General features: G+C 52.8%; 10 protein-coding genes. 9 read left to right on the top strand and 1 reads right to left on the bottom strand.

Going from position 1 to position 22,639, the window contains the following annotated elements; translation table 11 throughout:
* Positions 1–15 precede the first annotated feature (15 nt).
* From AV929_RS20520 to AV929_RS20485, 7 genes are all read left to right on the top strand, one after another.
* Positions 16–5,145, top strand: coding sequence for a hypothetical protein (locus tag AV929_RS20520; RefSeq protein WP_064289178.1), 5,130 nt, complete (start codon positions 16–18; stop codon positions 5,143–5,145).
* A gap of 91 nt (positions 5,146–5,236) precedes the next feature.
* Positions 5,237–5,833: a hypothetical protein gene (locus AV929_RS20515; protein ID WP_155120783.1), complete on the top strand. Its 597-nt coding sequence runs from the start codon at positions 5,237–5,239 to the stop codon at positions 5,831–5,833.
* A gap of 203 nt (positions 5,834–6,036) precedes the next feature.
* Entirely contained in the window at positions 6,037–7,668 is a 1,632-nt protein-coding gene (locus tag AV929_RS20510) for a 26S protease regulatory subunit (protein ID WP_064289176.1), read from the top strand.
* A 162-nt stretch (positions 7,669–7,830) separates the two neighbouring features.
* On the top strand, positions 7,831–8,349 hold the full coding sequence (locus AV929_RS20505) for a hypothetical protein (protein WP_155120782.1): 519 nt from the start codon (positions 7,831–7,833) through the stop codon (positions 8,347–8,349).
* A 126-nt stretch (positions 8,350–8,475) separates the two neighbouring features.
* Positions 8,476–10,959: an ATP-dependent DNA helicase gene (locus AV929_RS20500; RefSeq protein ID WP_064289174.1), complete on the top strand. Its 2,484-nt coding sequence runs from the start codon at positions 8,476–8,478 to the stop codon at positions 10,957–10,959.
* A 237-nt stretch (positions 10,960–11,196) separates the two neighbouring features.
* Positions 11,197–13,533 (top strand): hypothetical protein, encoded by a 2,337-nt coding sequence (locus AV929_RS20495; protein ID WP_064289173.1) that lies wholly within the window; start codon positions 11,197–11,199, stop codon positions 13,531–13,533.
* Positions 13,534–14,350: 817 nt separating this feature from the next.
* Positions 14,351–14,725, top strand: coding sequence for a hypothetical protein (locus tag AV929_RS20485; protein WP_064289171.1), 375 nt, complete (start codon positions 14,351–14,353; stop codon positions 14,723–14,725).
* A 173-nt stretch (positions 14,726–14,898) separates the two neighbouring features.
* On the opposite strand, the gene AV929_RS22710 is transcribed toward AV929_RS20485, so the two are convergent.
* Positions 14,899–15,369, bottom strand: a complete 471-nt coding sequence (locus AV929_RS22710; protein WP_230458928.1) for a hypothetical protein — start codon at positions 15,367–15,369, stop codon at positions 14,899–14,901.
* On the opposite strand from AV929_RS22710, the gene AV929_RS20475 reads away from it, so the two are divergent.
* Positions 15,290–17,587, top strand: coding sequence for a PKD domain-containing protein (locus tag AV929_RS20475; RefSeq protein ID WP_369802704.1), 2,298 nt, complete (start codon positions 15,290–15,292; stop codon positions 17,585–17,587). The genes AV929_RS22710 and AV929_RS20475 overlap by 80 nt on opposite strands.
* A gap of 97 nt (positions 17,588–17,684) precedes the next feature.
* Positions 17,685–21,608 (top strand): ATP-binding protein, encoded by a 3,924-nt coding sequence (locus AV929_RS20470; protein ID WP_230458927.1) that lies wholly within the window; start codon positions 17,685–17,687, stop codon positions 21,606–21,608.
* Positions 21,609–22,639 lie beyond the last annotated feature (1,031 nt).

The following is a 22,639-nucleotide window of genomic DNA, read 5'->3' as shown; positions in this document are numbered from 1 at the left end:
AACGGAATTCACCCTATGTCGGTGTTACTACTCGTCGGTGGCGGGATTGTTGACAGACTCTTGGATGGTGTCTCGAACGCAATACGCGCAGCTGGGGAGGGCCTAAACGGCTTATTCAACTTCGGGATTGAAGTCTTCCTCCACATCGAAAACCCGTACGGGGTTGCGAAGGCGAACGAAGCATGGATGAACTCATTTGAGGTCGCTCTCGCGATCTTCCCCGTGATGATTATCTTAGGGCTGTTATCGATGCCCTTTGCTGATGAAAAAAAGACAAGCCTCTGGCGTCAAGGCCTTCGGATCGTCGGCGTAATTTTTATTATTGCTGTCTCTCGGCCTCTTATTGGATTCGGCGTCGACCTATCTAACACAATGGTGACTGCGCTGATGCCAACGGGGACAGACATCATCAATATCATGAACCCGTTTAGTAGTGGGATTGGAAGCCTCTCGAATATTTTGTCCGGATTCGCCCTCGCGGGCATTATTTGGTTCCTCGGGTGGTACTCTCTCATCGCCGTCGCCATTGTTACTGTCCTCCTGGAGCTCCGTGATTTTCTTATCTACATCGTCTACATTTCGTCCCCTATTCTCGCAGTATTCTGGTACCCCGATTGGGGCCTCCTCGAAAGCGTCAACGAGTTTGCTAACAAGTGGGCGCGAATGGGCATCTATACACTCCTCTCTGGCCCTATCATCGCGATCATCTTCCAGACCATGGTAGTTATCGCAGGCGGCTCAATGATGCAAGGCGCTGATGGAATCGCCGAAGGTATCTCTGCTTTCTGGTCTCAGTTAGTCCTTGTCACATGCTTCCCAATCATTATGATCGCAGCAGTCTGGAAGATTGTCTCATGGGCTGGCGAGCCGATCGGTGCTGGACAGGCTATGACTGGTATGACGATGGCTTTCGGTGCTGCAATTGGCGGTGCGGCAGGCGCTTTAGGAAGTGAAGGGAGCGCAGCATCTGGAGCATCGGGTGGTTCCGAAGTTGGTCAGCAAATGTCTTCAATGGCTGGCGGTGGAGGCGGCAGTAGCGGTGGAGGTGGTAGCGGAAGCGCACCAGGAGTAGCATCCGATGTTGGTGCATCGAGTCCAGGGCAAAATTCGGTGGCACAAGCTGTTCAAGATCAGGAAGGGGAAACCGTTTCTGCGAGTGGAGGTCCCTCCAGTGAATCCACAGCAGACACGAAATCGGCAAGTGCCTCTGCATCACAAGCAGGACCGAGCTCACAAGGTGGTCTCAGTGGAGACGTTCCCGGCGGCACCGGCGGTGCCGGTGGCCCGTCCGACGAAGTGACTGGTGCTGGAGGACCGTCTGGAAGCGAAAGTGAAACGCAAGGATACATCAGTGCTGCGAAGAAGCGGTACGGTGACTTCAAAGAGCGGAATGCAGCGAAGATCAAGGATACTGTCTCCGACTACAAAGACAGCGCGAAAGACCGGCTCAACCCGACAAACTTGGAACGTCACCACGCAGACCGCAAGCGGAGCCAAGCAGAAACCGTCGAACAGCAGCACCAACACTTTGAGGAGGGTGTCGATATGGAAGCGGGTGAGAATGGCACAATCGATTTAGCGCAAGCTGAAGAATCCGGTGCGTTGAGTGACTCAGTGAAAGCAACAGACTATGATACGCCCACCTCCCCAAAGGCCGAGCTCAGCGAGGACGGCACCTTCAGATACAAGAACGAGAATGATGAAATGGTCACGGGCTCTGTTGGGGCTAAACGCAAGCAGTTCCGTGATGAAAAGGCTCACCTCGAAAGTCAAGCCGAGGCCCATGAAGCTCGTGCCGACCGTATCGACGAGTCGATGAGTCACACAGGGTCAAGGCTGAAAAAGACAGGAGAAAACGCCAAGGAAAAATATGGACCAGCGGTCAAAGCAGCAAGACAAGGGTTCGGCCAAGAGATGGTTCGCGGTACTGTCGGTGCTCACTCGCCCTATTTGATGGCTGGTGGCGACGGCATTTTCGGTGGTGGACAGCGCGGCGGAGAAGAGCCCCCTCAGAACCCTGACGTCGGAACGCACGAACATGAAGAGAGTACGAACCGGCCAAGCACGGCAATCAGCCCCTCTACGGCGAAGAAGCATGAGGATACATTAGCTGAGTCAGGTGAGCGGTTTGACTTAGCGGGTGAGGAACTAAACTACGTCCCCGGCGGTGGTCGTACGCCCGACGATGTCGCGCAACAGGGCTACATAGAGACAGCAGAAGAGAACGAGCGAATTGGTGCAGTAGAAGTGAGTGAAGACTCCGATGTAAGACTTCCCACAGACGATTCATTCCGGATGGGGGATGTGAACATGGGGAAGCGCGACGGTAGTGAGGCACAGAGTCTCCCTGAAGAGAGCGGAGAATACGGAACGTTCCAAGTTGACGAGCATTCCCGCCTTCTTGATGAAAACGAAGCCCGAGTCGACCAAGTCATCGGGAACGATGAGATGGTCGGAGAAGAAGCCCAGTTCAAGGATATGCTGGTCCGTAAAGCCGATAGCGATCCTGAAGACTACGCAGCCCAATACTACGGTGAATCGCCTACTGGGGAGCGGATGCCAATCGACGCCCCGAACGAAGAAACGGAAGAAGTGATTGATGAGCATATAGGCGAGCGAGTCGATCTGACTGGAACGGTCAAGAACAAATACGGGATGTCGACTAACACCCATCCCGAATACGAGGGAGCACATGATTATGCCGCGTTAGAAGTTGACCTCAGAGATCAAGACGAAGGCGGGTCTTCCAACTCGGCTAACGACGACAGCGATACAACGTCCAACGAAACTGCTACCTCTACGGGTGCTGGCAGTTCTGATGACTCAGAGTCTACTAACCACAGCATCAGCACTAACGGGGACATTGGTAGCGACTCATCCAATGGTAGTAATTCAGCCACCAGCTCGTCAAGCGGTCACGCCATCTCAAAATCAACTGATACAGGGAGTAGCTCTAGCGGTAACGAAACTGGAGAGAAATTGAGTGCTGAAGAGATGATCGCTGGAAATGGTGATGACCACGACCGCGTCTCTTCAGACGACACATTCATGGTCGAAAATTCAGCGACCGACTCAAACAAGCACGCCAACGCATACAAATTCCGAAGGACGAACGCAGAAGGTGAACCCGAAGGCGAACCCATCGCCGTTACCCGAATGGGGGAAGAAGCAGGACCACCCGAATTGGACGACCCTGAAGAGCCGCCTGCAATGAGGGATCAGAACGGAAACGACCTCGGTCGGCAAGACCCCCAACCCGGGGATGTTGTGACTAATCTTGAGGGGTTCAAATACGGATCATACGGTGAAGACTGGAATGGTTCTCACGATGGCATTGACGCTGCTTCTCACGGCGGGGAGGAAGGCAAATACACAGAGCTCCGCCCCGACGAGAATTCGTCTCTTACCGTACTCAATCGGAATAGCGAGCCAACGTCACAGTCTAAATCGAACTCTGAAAGCACGCCTGAAACGTCCAGCAACAACAGTTCACACCCAACAAGTAAAAACGAGAGTGAGGGAAGTAGTTCCTCATCTTCTGCCAGTGGTGGAAAGAGCGAAGAAACCGCCCCAAGTGGGAATGAATCTGTTAGTAGTGATCGCCCACATGAAACCGAAAGCCGCGGTAACTCAGCCTCGGAAACAGAAGGCTCCCCGGCCAGCGAGGTAGCCCAAATTTCAGATGACGAAAACAGCTCGTCAGAAAATAAAACTCCAGCAGCCGAAAAAGGCGACAATAAGTCGGTAGACTACGGCGGCACAGTCGAAGCCAATGAAAAAAGCATTCCCACAGACAATATTGAGGGTGTAGAATCTCTTGACGATGAGCGCGTAGACGCTAAAGGCGTCGGAGGAACTGACATCCTTGAGGACGCTCAACTAGAGTCCAGCGAGATTGACAGTGATGCCAGAATCCACCTCGCAGACAAGACGAGAGACAACGAAGTCGCTGAATACGGCGAGGGTGCTTTAAGCGAAGTCGAAGAGGGTGAATCCTTTGAGGTCCGCAACGGCAAAGCCATTGAGTTCCAGAATGGGAGTCATGGAATCCAGATAGACGAAGATAGCGCCGTAGAAAAAACCGACGAACACGAAGGTAACCCTACCGTCAGTATCGGCACTGACCGGAAAGAAATCAAGGAGAATAGAGGCGAAGAGGAGCAACAAGAATCTGGTGATGAAGACCACCCTCAAAATCCCGGTAGTGGGGGGTCCACTGCCGGGGAACACTCTGACGAAGTGGACGCTTCAGAGTGGGAGGAACGCGCTCGTAACTGGCGTGAGCACTACGCCGAGTCCGAATCTGAGACTCTAAGTGAGGGAGCTGGATTCACGGCAGAATCAATGCGGATCGAAACACTTGATGATGGAGAACGGCTCTTCATCACTGACTACGACGACCTTGACGAGTCGTTAGCAGAAGAAGAGAGCATAAACCCTGATAGAGCAGAGGAACTCAAACACCAGTCCCTCGTAGGCCACGCATGGACCAACGCAATGGGACAAGAGGTCCCGAACGTCGCGTATAACGAAGAGACAAATGAAGTTATCCAGCAAGAAGCAGGTGGTGCTGATACAGAAACATGGGGAATTGACGAAGCCCCGGAAGAAGCCTTGGAACAGGTTGACCGTGAGGACTTCGAAGAAACGATGGCCATCCAACTCCTTGGCGGGAACCCCGACACCAATAAAGATAATGTCCATGTCGACGAAAATGGCGGATTACACATTATTGACTTCGACCGTACCGCCAGTTCAGTGGGCGAAGTCGATAATGCGGACGAAATGAAAATAAACGCTGGTGCAGCAGGCCGTGTCGGTGAAAAAATCGGAAAGGTCAACGAGGACTTCCACACAGATCGCTTCGAATACGAATCTGAGGTTACCAGCAAAGCTGCCGAAATCGCTACAGAATTAGAAGAAAACAGCGAAACGGAAAACGTACTCAGTTCTGTGGAAGAAGTTGACGAAAACCACAGTGGCGAGTCTGAGCCACGAACAGGCATCATCCGTCACAACATCAAAACGATTGCGAACGAAGATGTCGAGATAGACTCGCCATCTGGCACAAGCCAAGGAGAAATGGACGAAATCTTTGACGAACTTGACGAAGAAGAAGCAGACAGCGGAAAGTCTGAAGAATAGGAAGAATAGCTCACAAGATTTTTTTCTGTTTCTGAAGTGGGTAAAACCCTAACCCCATATGATTTATATAGTCCACAGAGTAGTGAGTTGTATGGGAGAAGGTGAAACCGTAGATAGGTGCCGTCCGCAGTTCTTTGACGTACGCGGCGTCCCTGCGTCTGTTGAACCGCCTGAGAAGATGGTCGGGGTCTATACATTCCGCCAAGACGAGAGCGTATCCGACCAAGATCGAGTTTATACGCGGGTCGGTGTGCTGACCTCGGAAGGATGGGTCCCACCCGTCTCGAAAATCCTTGTCCACGCTGTCGCTGAGACAGGCCGTAATCCGAACGACGTCGACGCGCTTGCGAACTACACTGTGGGGAAGGGGACACGGATTGCTATTGACCCGCGAGAGCTACGAAATCGTCTCAGTGAACAGGGGGAAATCGTTGAGGACGACGTTTCCCCAGTAATCCGCTCTCAGTACCGGGATGACGTGGATTTCTACGTCCCCGAGGGCCTGGACGATGACGATGTAGCTGAATATCTTCGTGGATGTGTCCGACCAGCGATCGGCTACTATCTGGACAAACACGATGGCGAGCACCCATCTCGAGCCCAGCTCGCAGATATCCTCGTCGACGTGTATGGCGTTAGTCAAGACGACGCCCTGCGGACGGTTACACTCGTGGTCAGTGATTCATAGCTACGATTTCTGTTTCCTTCTCCAAATATCGGGTCATAACGCCGTGCTATACTCTCAGAGGCGGAACTTTATAACTGAAAGCGCAGAAGCAAATAATAAGAACGGATGAAAGCCCACCTCGAACCCCGGCGGCGCGTGCCCACGGCTGCGGCCCGAGCGCTGGGCTTCTTTCCCGTTCACTTGACTCAAGGAGGAAATCAACAATGAGTCTCAGCCTACTGCTATTTGCCATCGTCTACATCTGGATGACCCTCACATGGTTCATCTACGCAGACAGAGTCGAACAACCACCCATCAAGAGAACCGCCGTCCAGATTGTGTCCCTAGTAGCGCTCGCCAGTATGACGAATTCTCCGGCGCTGCTCTTAGCGCCTGTGGCACTCAGCGCCGGGAGCCACCTACATTTGGATCTCTGGGAGCCTGTTCACACGGGCATCGTTGCTGGCGCTGTCGGAGCCGGAATCATCACTCTCCATGGGATGAGTCTCGGCTATGCGCCCACTGAATGGATTACTGGCGACGGCAGCGCTCAGACTTACGCCATCGCGGGCATCGCGATGACGGTCGCGACTACCGCTACGCATATCTATGGAAACCCGATCCGGTCGGTTCTGGTGCAGAGTGGCGTCAGTAGCCCTACAGCCCGCGCAAGTCGCACGAGTGAGCTTCCGTACGGGACGGTCTACAACGATGTCGTGTCTAACTCCAACCCGTCTCAGTCGAATGTGGGCGATTCTGACGCGACCAGTGAGACTGAGGAAGAAGCATCGACCAACAGCCCGGCTGAGTCAGACAGCAATTCGGAGACATCTTCCCAGAGCCACAACCACAGTATCAGACCCGCCCGAAGCGACCCAGAACCCTCAGAACAAACGGACGAACAGGAAGCCGACGCACATGACGGCAATGCAGAACCGAGTGATCAAAAGAACGCGGGTCCACAGCCTGCTGACGAGCACTCGCAGGAGGCAGCAGATAACTCAGAAGAAGAGACTGTAAGGCCCGAAGTGGTGCTTGACGAGAACGGCAAGAAGGTCGAGGAAGAGCCTAAAATGGAAGAATTCGCCTATCCGTGGGAGGAACCGCCGGATATTCGATTCGCAGACATCGGCGGCTACAACGATGTTAAGGAGGAGCTGACCAGTCAGGTTATCAATCCGCTGCGGTCGGACAGCGAGAGCTACGCTCGGTTCGACGTGCAGCCGTCGCGTGGCCTGCTGTTCCATGGCCCTCCAGGGACGGGTAAGACACTGTTCGCCCGAGCGCTGGCGAACGCTCTTGACCGTCCCTTTGTCGAACTGACGCAGGCCGACCTCACCCACGAACACATCAACAAGAGTCCGCAGCTCATCAAGCGCCTGTTTGAGGAAGCACAGCATCTCGGTGGAGTCATCTTCATCGACGAGGCTGAACAGCTACTGGGCAACCGAACGCAGGGAGAAAATGCACACGCGGAAGATAACAAGGTCACGAATATGTTCCTGTCTGCGCTCACGAAGGAGGATCAGGATTTCATCCTGTTGCTGACGACGAACCAGCGGGATAAGATGGATGAAGCAGTTCTCCGGCCCGGTCGTGTCGACAGTGAGTTCGAGATTGGACTCCCTGACGTCGAAGCACGGACAAAGATCCTTAAGCTGACTGTGCTGGAGGTACCACACAAGTTGACGGAGGCCCATGTTGCAGAGTTAGCCGAACGTACTGAAGGCTGGTCGGGGGCCGACTTGGATGCGGTCACGAATCAAGCTAAACTCTTGGCAGCCGAGCGCAGCGCAAGTTACCTCCGATGGGAGGACGTCAAGGAAGCGTACAATGAATTTGTCAGCAAAACATAACTGAGGCATCTCCACGGACTTACCCTTCGACTCTCTTCGTTCTTTTCCAGTTGTCCCACAGCTATACACCACGTAGTCTAGGCACTATCCACCAGATTCAACACAGCACGGGAGGCGATATGCTTTTATGAAACCCCTCTATCTATCCAACTGGGTAATCGCATGAGTAATTCAGAGACTACCAGTAGCCAGTCTGACCAGCCTTCGGATGGTGAAAGTGACAACCACAGTTCGGAGCCCAGCGAAGCAAAATCTGGCGGGAAGAGCAAGAAGAAATTGTTCGAGGAGGAGATGGACGTTTCCCTAATGACGAAGGGCGCACAGGGGTACATATCTTTCCGCCGGGACTACAGTATCGCCCCCAATTCCACTGTCGTCGATCAGTACCTCCGTGGATACTCGGCGATATCGTTTGCTTACGACGAGAATGCAAACGACCTGTGGATGGTTCCGCTTGAGGTCTACGATCAAGACGCAGAGGACGAGTACAAACTACCGGACGAACTCGACGGAAGTTTCAGTATTACCTCACGCCCCATCTTCAACAAGGTTGGTCTCGACTTCGACGCCTCCCATCGGTACAATCCTGAGTGGGATGACGACGTCGAGGCGCTTTGCATAGATCTCGACCAAGAACCAGACATCTACCAACACTCAAGCAGCGACGAAGACTCTGAGTAACGCCCTTAGCGCTTACTTGGGTGTCGATGCAGCTCCACTTTCCTCGCGATTGGGAGATGATATTCGTCCACAACACGGCTTTAAATACCAGACTTTCGTTACTCACAGTAGAGAGGTTTCGCAAGTATGAGCGAACACCAACCATCGGAGAAGGCTGAATGGGCTGATATCTTCCCATTCGATCCCTATCCGAATCAAGTAAAGGGCATCAACTCCATCATCAACACATTAGAATCGGGTGGATTCCATCTGCTTGAAGGGCCGTGTGGGACCGGGAAGACGCTAATCGGCCTCACTAGTGCGCTCTCGCTAGTCCGCGACCCCAAGACAAAATTCGAGCGGATACTCGTTATCACGAGCAAGAAACAACAACTTTCCGCATTTGAATCTGACCTCAAAGCGATCAACAATCAAGATGATGTGTACTTCCCTGGACTAACGCTGATCGGCAAATCTGAACTCTGTCCGTACGTCCAAACGGGTCATATCGGGGAACAAGAAATCTACCACGAGTGTATCTCCCTGCGGGATAACACTCAGGAGCTGATGGAAGAAGCGGTCAAGAAGGATCGAACCGCGCGTGAAGCGAACGCCGCATTCGGGCTACAAGCACGGGCAGAACAGGCTCCGAAACACGGGCGTCTCACGGTCAACGGGAAAGAAACTCCGTATATGCCAGAAATCCCCTCCGTTGGTGACACTGAATACTGTCCGTTTTACGCATCACACATCACGAATGCCGTCCAAGAGGAATACCCGCTTTCAATCCATCGCGTGACGACAGGAGAAGAGACACTCACAGAGGGGTCAGCTTGTGGAACGTGCCCCCATATAGAGATGCGTCGTCTCTATCCAGAGGCGACCGTCACAATGGGGAATTACAAGCATGCATTCGGGCCGAGAACTGTCTCCGCTCTCACCGCACCCCTCGTCGACAAGGAGACGATACTGATTTGCGACGAGGCACACGGTTTGGTCTCCGAGGTTCGAGACCAACTGTCGTACGGCTTGACTTACAGCAAACTGAATCACGGCGTCGGGAACCTGAAAGAAGTCTACGGGTGGTTGACAGGCGATGGGCACCAAGCGAAGCAACGTCTTGCCAGCTCACTTATCGCAGATAGTCCGTTGGAGACATCGGACTTCGCGACGTCAATCAAGTTCCTTGAGAAACTCCGCTCGTTTATTTCTCAAGCGATCGTTGACGGCCTGAAGGATGAGCACGGTGCGTCTTGGAGGGCAGATATTCAATCAAGCCGCCGCAGCGAGATCTCGATACCAATGCAGAGTCCGACTAAACCCGAGCCCGACCCGGTGTCTAAATGGGCCGAAAAAAACGACTATGGGAATATATGGAAGCTGTTCTTGCAGGTCGCGAAGCTCACTGATAGCGTGAAAGATATCGTCTCACGGAAAATCGATGGCAAAAGTCCAGATGGGTCATTCCCTATTGGAGCCGTCTATGAACTCTTTGAGCGATGGTGGGTAGGGAGTCACAGCGAATACTTCCGGCGAGTAACACTCTCCCCACGCCAGCGCGTACACGCCAACCCGAACGACAGTATGCCATGGCGAGCGGGTTATCTCGCGAAAATACAGATCAATAATAGCATACCCCAGAATGAAATCGCAGCGACACTCGATGCATTCGGGGGTGCCATATTGATGTCAGCAACCCTCTCGCCACTCGACATTTACAGCGAAGTAACCGGCGTGACGAAACTCAAAAACGGTACTCAGCCTCCTGGGAGCCTTGTGACGAAAGCAAAAAGTGAGTCTGAGCGACAACACGAAGATAAAGACCCACGAGATCAACTTCCTGATTTGAGTGCAGTCGGAAAGGTTGGCTCATCCTCAGATAAGTCGATGCAAGAGAAGCGTCGAACAGTCGGTCACTCAGAGTTCGAACTTGGGTTTCCCAAAGAGCACCGGCTTTCGGTGGCGGTTGACGTACCGAAGTTTACGTACTCGAATCGGTGGCCCCCCGAAGAAAACCTCGGTCTACGTAACACCTACAGCACTGCCCTGTCTACCGTGGTTAGAACAACACCAGGGAACGTGCTGGTCTGTATGCCATCTTACGACGAGGCTGCGTGGGCCAGTGATGTCCTCAACGAGGACTCGAACGTTCAAAAAGAAATTCTTACAGACTCACCTAGTTCCGACGCAGAAACCCAGTGCCTCAAAGAAGAGTTTATTGACGGCCCGCCGAAGGTGCTGACGACGAGCCTTCGGGGAACACTAACCGAAGGAGTAGACTACGATGGCGATAAGCTCCGCGGCGTCGTCATCTGCGGCGTTCCGATAACAACAACTGGGACACCTCTCGCCAAAGCAATCGAAACTGCATACAACCATCGGTTCGATGGGAAAGGATTCGAATATGCATTCACGGTACCCGCTGTGAGGAAGGCACGACAGGCTATCGGGCGCGTCATTAGAGGCCAAGACGAAGTCGGAGTCCGAGTGCTTATCGACCAGCGGTATGTCCAGACAGACAGTTACACTTCCGTACGAGAGTACTTCCCAGAACACGCTCGCGAAGAGTTCATTCCCATTGGTATTGACGACCTCGGGTATGAACTACAAACGTTTTGGAAATCAGTCTGAAGTGAACAGCGCAGTGCAACTCTTACCTAACATTTGGAAGAGTGCCCCGTGGGTGTGTTTGGTAAGATAACCGTCTGAAACTGTATTTTCTGTGGATCTTCGAGGGGGGACAGAGTGGTTTTTATCTCTCAATGCGAAATAGGAGATAGAGGTAGATAGTCCCCACACAACTCACCCCATAGAGACTAAGGATATTTGTGAGGGGGGTTTGAATACCTTATCACCGATAACAAGACTATGTCCCTGCAACTCTCAAATGTGAGTAAGCGGCTGAAGTCGAAACAACAATGGATCTGCTGGCGGACCACAATGCGGGACGGGAAAGAAACCAAGCTCCCCGTCGACCCAAACACCAACCAGATGGCGAAAACCGACGATCCCAGTACGTGGGGTTCCGTGATGGACTCCGTCCGTGCATTCCAGAGCAATAAACAACTCAAGGGCATCGGATTCGTATTCACCGAGAACGATCCCTTTGTCGGCATTGACCTCGACGACTGCCGTGACCCTGAGAGCGAGGAATGGGATGACTGGGCGCTCAGCATCCTACAAGACGTTGATGGATTCCGTGAAATCAGCCCTTCCGGCACCGGCGGCCACATCATCACCATCGGTGAAATCCCTGGCGACAGAAACCGGAAGGGGAGTGTCGAAATGTACGAATCCACTCGATACTTCACCGTCACCGGGGACATCATTTCTGAGGATGGTGAGCGTACCGACGAAGTTCCGGAAATCCAAGAAAGCCAGAATGGTATTAATGCCGTCTACGACCAGTTCCTAGTTGACGAGGACAGCGACTCTGCGACCGACACTGAAGTTGACGTTCACCTCTCGGGGTTAGACCATCTTGAGCTGGAGAATCACGGCAACGGCCCCTCTGGAACGTACACAAGCGGAGCAAACCTCGAAAGTCTACCCGAAGAAGAGCAAAAAATCGTCAAGACTGCCAAAGGGTCGAAAAACGGCTACAAGTTCACCCAGCTGTGGCATGGTAACTGGAAGCAAGTCTATCCTGGTGAAAGCCATTCAGAAGCCGATATGGGGTTCTGTGATATGCTGGCGTTCTGGTGTTCTGGAGACCCAGAACGAATCGACCGCGTATTCCGTGCATCTGGACTCATCCGTCCCAAATGGGACGAGCAACGGTACTCGGATGGATCTACCTACGGAGAGCGCACTATTCAACGAGCCATCGCGAAAGTTGACGACTACTATGACCCCGATCACTTCGACAATATCGCCACCGAGAACAGTAACGATACCTGTAATGAGAACGACGGGAGAGAAGGAAGCGCTGAAGAGGAAAATGAGAGTTCCGAGGCGAACGGGGGAGACTCAGATGGCTTTTCTGATGATCAAGCGCCGCCAGCAGAAGACGACGAATCCGAATCAGATTCCAGTGACGACCAATCTGAGTTCGTTGACGAAACAGGGTCTGACAAGGAGAACGCACCGAAGCGGCGGTCGCGGCGAAGTCGCTCCAACTCTACAGTCTTCGCAGAAAGCAAGGATGCTACCTCTGAATCTAGCAAGGAAGAACAAACAGAAGAGGACGACAGCACTGCAACCAGCAGCGATCAAAACATAAACTCCAGCGGAAACGCGGAAGAGAACAAGAGTAATGCCAGCTCCAGAGATAGCAAAACAACTGATGAAGGACTTAAGACCATAAACGGTACTCGGAGATCACGTAGTGGACAAAACCGGATTGACAGCAGTTCCGAATTCGACCCCGTGAACGTCAGCAGTTCCTCGAGTGAGACAACTGAAGACGGCACGTCAACGAAGAGCGAGAATGATTCCGGCACACCAACCCCTGTTGAGGACGGTGACAGCTTCTTCGATCGAGAATTCGATGACGACGGCTTCCTTGACGATGCTCTCGAAAACAGTGATGAGGAGAGCACTCTCGGTATCGACCGAGAAGAAGCAAAAGGAATCTACGACGATGATAAGGAACCCACGTCTGATTCCGAGTCGGGGCAATCGACCCCCGATTTGACTCCACAGGAGAGGGACAGTGACGAAGCCTCTTTTGATTCTCGGATGTCAGCAAACGGAAATCGAAAGATTCCGGGCGTGCTCGACGCCAAACTCCATGATATCGTTTCCGAGGTTGACCGGCTCCGTGAAATTGTCACCGATCTAGAAACAAAGCACGACAACGATATCGCTCAACAAGAGGACAAAATCCAACTCCTCCGTAAGGAGATCACATTCTACGAAAACCTCGTTGACCAGCAAGAACACAAGATCAATCAGCTCTCTCAAGTAGTCCTGCTCTTATGTCAGCACCATCCAGAACCGCTCTTCGATCAGGTTGAGCAAGCCCTTCTCGATGGCGAAGAAATTCCGGTGGAAGATATCGTTGAGCCATCCCAGCAACCTCGATGGGAGAGTTCAGCGGACGGTCGAGATTCAGATACAAGTAGCGAATGGGTTGAACAGAGCCAACGTTCCAGAACTAAAAAGAAAAAAAAGACGAGCGACTTAGACGAGGAAGAGGTCGCACCTGAAGAAGGAAAAGACGATGATGAGAATATCCGAGACCATCTGTCGAGATTCTTCTAAAATCACTCCTGTTTTAGATCGCGACCGTAATCAGACCGAATAAAAAGGTCAGTAGTTGGGTGCGCTTTTCGCAGGTTAGTTGACCGCTAGTTTGATATAGAGCGGTTTAGATAATCAAGGTATACATATGACCGCTTCAGCCAAGCGAATCGGACTAGCTACTTTAGCAATCTCCCTCGTGTTCCTCAGTAGCGGAGGGGTTGTAGGTACCACACTCGCACAGACAGATTCTTGTGACCTCAGTGGCCCCGAATCTCTCGAAGATTGCGAAGACCCTAGCTTGAATCCGTTCGAGAACGTACTGAATAATCTCTACAAAATCTCTCATACGCTTCTCCAGTATCTCGGGTTCGTTGCGGTATTCGCTGGTTCAACACTATACTATACTTCAGATAAGAACTCTTCGCGGGGTCAGACTGGTCTTTGGCTTTTCGTTGGTGGTCTAGCACTCATTGTGCTTTACTTCGGCATGTCCGCCTTCATTTCGATGGTTCGAGGGATTGCGGAAGGCGGTGCGATGTAAGCACGAGCCAAGAAGAGTCTCTCCTGGTTTTCCTTGTTCACAATACTAGGAGAGAACTGCTCTCTGTTCTAGTTAGTCCACCTCGGACCGCACAAATGGACTCACTGAAACACCGTAACACTGTTTCAAACGGTCTGCCGTGTAATACCTACATATAAACACCAAAATCTGGAACAGCGTTACTCTGTTTCACCAATTTAATCGGATACCACTCTTGTACCCCGATTTTCGATAATGGGTTGTCCGATTGACCGGTACATTAATATCCTATCTATGTTTTGTTGGTACTGAAGTATGGCTAATTCAGTCAAGCGAGTCGGTCTAACAGCACTGCTGATGTCCCTAATGGTTTTCACAACTTTCGGGGCCAGCGTCGGCACGGTTGCCGCCCAGTGTGAGGACCCGACCAACGTCGACAACTGCGAAGGCGGGATGGATCAGTACGTAAACATGCTGGACAACGTTTATGAAGTGGCCCATACGACCCTACAATATGCAGGGTTCGTAGCGGTCTTCGCTGGTGCGGTTCTCTGGTTCACGGCACGTCGGTCCTCCGACCGCGCCCAGACTGGCGTCTGGCTGCTCATCGGTGGCCTGATCATGATCGTGTTCTACTTCGGCTTCACAGCCTTCGTCAGTCTATTGAAGTGGATCGCTGAAGGCGGGTAATCCCGTTTCACACAGCAAGCACAATAGCAGCATTCCTGAGCGGCCCATTCCCTATTTTTAAGATGACAGACCCAGTACCGACTGTTATAATTAGTATGATCCTCCGTCTGATTAGGCATCTTACCCTTGAGGCACAATCCCAAGCACTACCAGTGCTCACGCGGGGACCGCCTCTACTCAACATCCAAAGTGACATCGCGAGTTCGTTCTCCAAATTCCAAGGTGTGGACGTCGTGATGTACTACGTAGGGCTCATCCTCGCCGTTCTCGGATTCATGGCGTGGAACCTGAACAAAAAGCACCAACCACGTCGGGCGTGGGGGAAACGCCTCTTCGGAATCGGAATCGCGTTCATCTTGATCGGTCAGAACTTCAGTTGGTTCTTCAGCCTTGTCAATTATGTCCTCAACACATAGCCGGCCATTCACTGCAACGATTTTCGCCGCACTAATTGTCACAAGTGGGATCGCTGCCTTCATACCAGTTCCAGCGAGCGCAGCATCACCCCCAGAAGCAAGCTTCACCTTCGACCCATCCGCACCAAACGCGGAAGATACAGTTACGTTGTCCGCATCCTCTTCATCCGCATCAAACGGCAGTATCAGTGAGTACAGATGGGAATACGAAGTCTCTGATAACAGCACAGAAACAGCATACGGCAAACAAATCTCTCAAACGTGGAACTCTGCAGGTGAATACCAAATCACGCTTACTGTAACAGACAACAACGGGAATACGGACACTGCACGACGCACGATCGGTGTCGCTCCAAAACAAATCGATAGCTCAGAAGGCAACCCGCTAGTGGAAAACGAATCTGGTGCATATCGACTCTTAACCAATAACGACCACGAGCTGAATGGAACCGGCGACTACGGCACGATGTACAGTATCCCGGTTGCTCGACTTGAACAGCGAATGGTCGCTGAAGGCTCACCGTTGATCCGGATTGACAACCAGGCGCTGACTCTCTCACAGGCCGCCCAGTTCGGACTACTCACTGATTCGTACCGAGAAAACCTCTACTTGCCTGTTCGACTGCCGACGAACGACACATGGCAATCTATACAGGACGTCGAGGTCGTCGATACGTACTTCCTCGGGTTCTCGGCAAACGAAACACACGGCCAATGGACAGGAGACAGCCGACTCATATGGGTAAAAACTAAATCTGGAGTCGGGTGGAAGCCAGTTCGGAACGCTCACGTCTACCGGAGCCACAGCGATGGCGAATACAGCACCGGCGAGTTCTACATCGACAATAAGGATGAAGCGGAGGTCTACAACGGGGATACAATCAATTACACCGAGTTCAATCGGCAAGTCGTCGAAGAGACGTTTATCAAAACCGGCCCAGATAAGTCCCAAGTTGTCGTTTCAGAAGGAGAACCCCGATACAGTCTTGGGAACGCCTCTGTCTCAGGACGTTGGAGTGGTAAGCACGAGGTTATCGTCGACCAATATGCAAGTACCGCCCGTATCGACGGAGGTGCAATTTATGACGATTTCTGGTTGGTCAACCCTGACGGGATCAACGTCACTGTCCTCAATGACTACCGTCTCCAAACACCGTCAAGATATGAAAGTGAGAGTGATTGTACGTACACCGTTGGAAACGAAACCAAGCACGGAACCGACACAAAATGGGAAGAGTGGACGCGAACAAACTACGATAATACCGTCCGGATCTACCACGCTGGAACGTACTATGAACCAAAGACTGGAGAGTACATCTTCAATATCCAAGACCCACAAGACTCAAAACTTGTTCCGTACTCCCGGACTGAAGTAACGTTCACCCATGAATACGGTGTGGACAGTACGTGCCCCGGAAACGACTGGTCTGAATCGGAAACCGTGACTGTCTCAAACACCTACAACGCCACCTCTCACAACATCAAGCCTGCGACAGCCGAAGATCTAAACATCACCGTCTACCTCGTTAACCAAGGGCAAGAGCGGGCCGTGTACTTCGACACAATTGGAGACAAGCGACCCGAAGCCAATCCACTCGATAATATCGAGCTCGTCGCGGACGGCGACCGCGTGAGTAGAAAGAATCTCATCCTCCGTACACCATGGATTTTCGTCTCGCAATCCCTGTACGACAGAGTCGAGATGCGTCAAGAGGGGTTCGACGAATGGCGGTACACAAGCACCGAACCCGAAGCCTCACTCCACAATCTTCACCGTGACTACTTAGACGCTAACAAATATAAAATTGGCAATCAGGGGAATATCAAAGTGACCGTCAATGAAAGAAGGCGTTCACAGGTATACGAGGGTGTGAACGTTAGCCCATACGTGAACAGCACAGCTGGGAACGTTCAACTCTACCAGACGGTTGGTGCAAAAATAACAGAGGTTCCTGGCGACCGCGAACTCAACAACCCCCGAGCATACGCTACTGATGTCTTTGGAAACAGATGGGAAGTTGATGTAGTGAGGCGGAACTACACAGAAACTGATATCGAACTTGAGCCCTCCGGAAGTAGAATTGACGGCCAACTTATTGACAGCGAAGGCAACGGTGTCCCAGAGAAAGAACTCTCCCTCAGCGGGGCTCAAAACTCCACAGTGACCACCAACAAAAACGGGAATTTCAGCATCTACGTTGCGGATGATGCCCCCATTACGTCCGTGGAATTCAAGGGTGACTCTTACCGAGCAGACCACGATATATACTACGATTCCTCCAAGACGCGAATCGCCACAGCTACCAATATGATAAACATCATCGGGACTCCGATGGGGTACCTGAGCGATATGATTTCGAATCTTATGGTCTTCGTCGAGTGGATGGCACTCGGCCTGTTCATCGTCTATTGGTTACGGTTCCGCGATCAAGAACCCCGAAAATAGTAGCAATCCAGTTCCCCTATTTCCGTACTGCCACATAACTCACAGCACGCGATGATGCGGCGCAAGAAATAAATTCAGCGGGTCCGACTCCCGCAATATGGCGGACCCGAATAGAGGCGATAGTGAGAATCGAGAACGAGACAACCCACCCTCTGGAGAATCTGTTGAAGGAAACGATAGGAATCCAGATAGACCAGCAAGTGAGCCGACTTGGGGGTTCGAAGACAGCAATCAGTCCGATACAGCCACCGAAGACGATCTGCCTCTAGGCGAGGATTCCCACTCCCGTCATCCAAAAGACGATGTCGAAGGTGGACTCGGTGATTTATTCAAAGAAGACTCGTCCCCAGTGGAACAACGTAACGATGTTTCAGACACTCAATCTACCGACCCTCGGAACCAGACCAACGGCAGTCACACCAAGAGACACTCCAATAACACACACCAGGACAAACACTCTAGCCCTCAACCGCACCAGCAGTCGTCTGAAGATGGCAGAGCCGAAGAAGCCCAGTGGCGAACGATACCTCGCGACGACCAACCTACTGAGGAGGAGGCCGACCCGAGTGAACACTTCGATGCAGAGCTTCCTGACGAGGAAGATGAGAGGGACGTGGAGGACTTCATCAAGGAAATTGAGACCTCGCAGAAGTACATCAAGATTCTCCCTGTTCGGGACAAAATCAACTCTGAAACAGTCTCCCGTGAACTGTACGGCCTGCACAAATACGGAACAGGGAGGAAGCTCCCGCTCGATATGGAGTTGCATATTGACGCTATACAAGGCGTCTCCAACTTCGAGTTCATCATCTACAAGCCCGAAGGATCGTCCCACTTCGACTTCTATCTTGGCCCCGGAGAGCGTGGCGACGTCTCCACCGATCGTCTTGAAAGCGCCACACGGTCGCAATATCCCGAAGACTTCGAGTTCGACCGGAAAGATTTCGATATCACTACCATCTTCAACAATGTTCCCCACATGGTCCGTTACGAGGGCCGTGAGGAACGCCGTAAAGACTGGATGACTACACTCACAACTTACGACACAGAAACCGTCGACCGATCCCCTCTCTCGAATCTTCTCGAAACCGCGATTCAGAGCGATGGATCCGTCATCTTCCAAGTTATTTTCGAACCACGCTCGGACTGGTCTCGGAAAGCCGAACGGCAGAAAGGTCTCCTCAAACAAGGCGTCAATTCCACCGCTGGGATGATTGGACGGACAATCCTCGATGGAATCCTCGGTGTATCTGATGAAGAGAAAGCGGAACGTCATCGGGCGGAAGCGCCCCAAGAAGTCGGTGGAAGTATCCACGACTCCCAGACAGCTGGCCAACGTCATGGCACCGACCGGATGGGTCAAATCGACCTGAAAGACCCTTCCCACACCTACAACGTGAGCATCCGTGCAGCAACAAGCCTCAAAGACTGTGCAGAGAATCTCACAGACTCGCTGAACCACCTCAGTGGGCAATTCTACACCATAGAAGGGGAGTACCTCGGCCAGAACGAGTACGAGTACAAACGAATGCTTTCTCACGGCATCACGTACCCGAATGGGTACGAGCTCGTCGGACGGCAAAAGCCGTTCCTCGTCTGTAACGTCAAAGAGCTCGCGAACTTCATTACCGTCCCAAGTATCGATTCACTCCCGAAAGCCAGCCGAGCTGGGACCGGCGGCACCCCGAAGGCACAGTCTCCACTCACCTCTCCGAACGAGGAAATATTCCGCGAGTTCTCGGACGGAATGACTATTGGACGCGCTGTCACCGCTATCCGTGATACAGACGTACCTCCCTCAGATATCAGCGCCATCGAGAGCAAAAACGAGTGGTGGGACCAGCTGAACCAACGCCACGCCATTGGGCTTTCAGCGAGTGACCTCACACATCACTACTTTCGCGCAGCTACCACTGGATCAGGGAAGACCGTGGCCACAGTCAATGACATCCTCTCCACCTACACCACCCTCAATGGCCCGACAGTCGTTGTCGATCCAAAAGGAGGTGATATGTGCGAGAACTACCTGCGTTGTCATCGCACCCTCTTCGGGGACCTTGACGACGTCGAGTACATCAAAATCCCCGAAGAAGACGGAATGATTCCGGGCATCCCCTTCTTCGACCTTCGCCCCCTCGTTGAGGCCGGTGACCTTGAACGTGCAACAGCTGTCCAGAACATTGTCGACCACTACTTCCAGGTACTGTACTTCGCGCTGGGAAAGGAAACAGTGGACCAAGCGTTCGTCGCCAACGAAATCCTGACGAACCTCATCAAAGCCTGCTTCGACCCCGTCTACGGCAGCGACCACTTCTCTATTGGAGAGCTACTGGAGGTAGCTCAGAACTTCCAACAGTTTGGCGCACAAGTTGATGATCTTCAAGACGATGCCCTCGCGGTGAGTCAAGCACTCCCGCAAGTCAGTGACGATCAAGTCGAAAGCATCCTACTGTCGCACCTGCAAAAGGACCAGCGTCAGTTTATGAACACAACTGATGCAGTCCTCAACCGAATTCGGAAGCTAAAGGAGCGCGACTTCATCTGGGATATGCTTTCGTTCGACGTCGATGACGAACACTGGGACCACGATACGGGCTGGTACGACCGCGAAGCAGTCCCAATGCTGGACCTCAAGAGCGTCCTAAACTCCGACAAGGTCATTCTCATCGACACCGGGGATATCCACGGTAAGTCCAGTAAAATGTTTACTATGCTGTTCCTCAGCCACCTCTGGACCTCAGTGCGTTCTATCTGGACGCCTAACGACGACGACTACATTGCGAACGTCATCATTGAAGAGTCTGCAGACATCGCCAGAACCGAGATCGTCTACGAAGACCTCCTTCCAAAAGGCCGCGAGTTCAACATGAGTCTGGGACTCATCATGCAGTATCCTGAGCAGGTTCTCGGTGACGATCCACAGGCAAACCGACGGGCCTACAAGGAGATTCTCAATAACGTCAATACCAAGATCATTGGCAACATCGCGACCGACGATATGCTCGCAGAATCATTATTCCACGAGGACTTGGACAGTGACGAGGTCAAAGACCGCATCGCCGGCCTTCGGCGTGGGGAATGGATCGTTCAACTCCCCTCCACTGGATTCCACGAGCAGAAACCCGAGATTCTCACCCTCAAACCACTCCCTATCCCACCAGGACACGATGAAGGCCCATTCGAGGTTCGCTCCCAAGCTGAGTTGATCCGCCGCCGGAGTCGCGCCCGACACTGCGTCAGTCGCGACCACGACGCCATCGACGTCGCGAGCGCAACGGCGAACAGTCGCGCCCCAAGCGAAGCAGAGCAGGAAATCAAAGACGAGGACAAAGACGACATCGAAGGCGAGGGACTCTCGCATAAGCATCTCGCGTATCTGGAACTGGTCTTCGACGCGCTGACGGATGGTGTCGACGGGTACACCCTCGGAAAATCGATGAAGGAGTTGTCCTTCAGCGAAACCAGCGACGACCTAGAGGCGAAGGGGTATCTGGAGAAGGACTATCTCGGCAACAACGAAATCTACTACAAGCCGACAAAGAAAGCAGAGACCACTGTCGACCGAACGCTCTCCCCCGAGGGTGGAGGCGAAAAGGGCAATGAAAGCCTCACTCACCGGATCGGCGTGCGCCTGACCGCGACCTACTACGAACAGCAAGGCTACGACGCAAAGATGTACCACAGTCCGGACGGCGACTCCAACGTCTACGACGTGTTCGTCGCCCCGGATGATGACTCTCCGGACCAACGCCACAAGATCGTCGAGGTAGAAACGTCCCCCGAGAAGCGCGGGCACGTCGAAGGGGACTACGACAAGCTCACAATGGCCTACGGGGAAGCAGTGTGGGTCGTAGAGAACTTCGAAGGAGCGAAGAGGCTACTGCGTTCCCTCTCTGACAAACTCGAATCCACCATCTCCACGGAGAGTGGGAACTTCTCCAGCATCAGCGACAAACTCGATTCGCCGGGTGCCCACGAACTCCTGAGCATCAACAACCTCCGAGACGAAGTCGAACGGTAGACTTCTCCGACACAGTTTCGTTCTTCGCACGACGCTTTCTCAACGCCGTTCTCAGACCGACCTCAACAGTGACCACACGATTGACCCACAACGGAGCCCCCAAAGCGCTCGGCGGCTGACCACTACTCCGCTGGACGACTCCTCGGCGTGTAACCAGCCGAATCACGAGCGCTCACAGCGGGCAGTCAGTCACCATCGACGAGACTACTATCAGATTCTGTATGTATGGGGCAGATTCGGCGGAACTAATCACGGCACGGGTGCGTGATTCAGCGTCCTTCTAATCAAATCACTAATCACGGGACTGCGGTACGATTGGGTGGGTTCGTAATCACCGCCCGAAAACAGCGCTCAGATTTTCGTAATTACCGCACGGCGTCGAGATAGGGCATATTCGTAGTTACATCGTTAATCACCGGACAGCGCCCAGTTTCGGAGGTGTTGTAATCACGCGGCTGTGGCAGCGGAAGTGGTACCGATCCGGCTCCCACCTCCTCGGTAATTACGGGACAGCGTTGGGTTTGGCACCATCTGTAACTACTTCTCTAATCACGGTACGGGGGCAGGATTCGGTGGGTTCGTAATCAACTGCGACGACGGCGGCTAACGCACTGATAATTACCAGACGGCGTGGCGATACGCCCCCTTCGTGATTACTTCCGAGGCCACCGGCCAAATTTCATAATCACAGCACGGAGGCGGGATTCGGGGGGTCTGTAATCAGGCTATACCACCGCACGATTCGGGCTGCATAGGCTTTCGCGGCACGAGAGGGCTTTAGAGCATCTCTAATATATCGGAGAATCGCTCCTGTATGGGCTGGCCAATTCACACAAATAGGGTCCAAGGGAGCTACCTACTCAGGGGTAGTCGCGTAGCGGGGAGTTCAGGCGGAGCCGAGGAGAGACAAGGGACAGGCGGGAGTTGCCATTGGGGTGGACTACCAGTTTGCTGACAGAGTAATGGGACCCTGGTCGAGCGTTCGAGAGGGGGACACAAAAGGCATCGAGAAGGACTGGAGAGAGTGGATA

This window comes from Haloarcula sp. K1, assembly GCF_001647155.1.
Lineage (GTDB): Archaea > Halobacteriota > Halobacteria > Halobacteriales > Haloarculaceae > Haloarcula > Haloarcula hispanica.
Note: the sequence above shows the minus strand (reverse complement) of the source record. Positions and strands in the feature narration are given on the sequence as shown.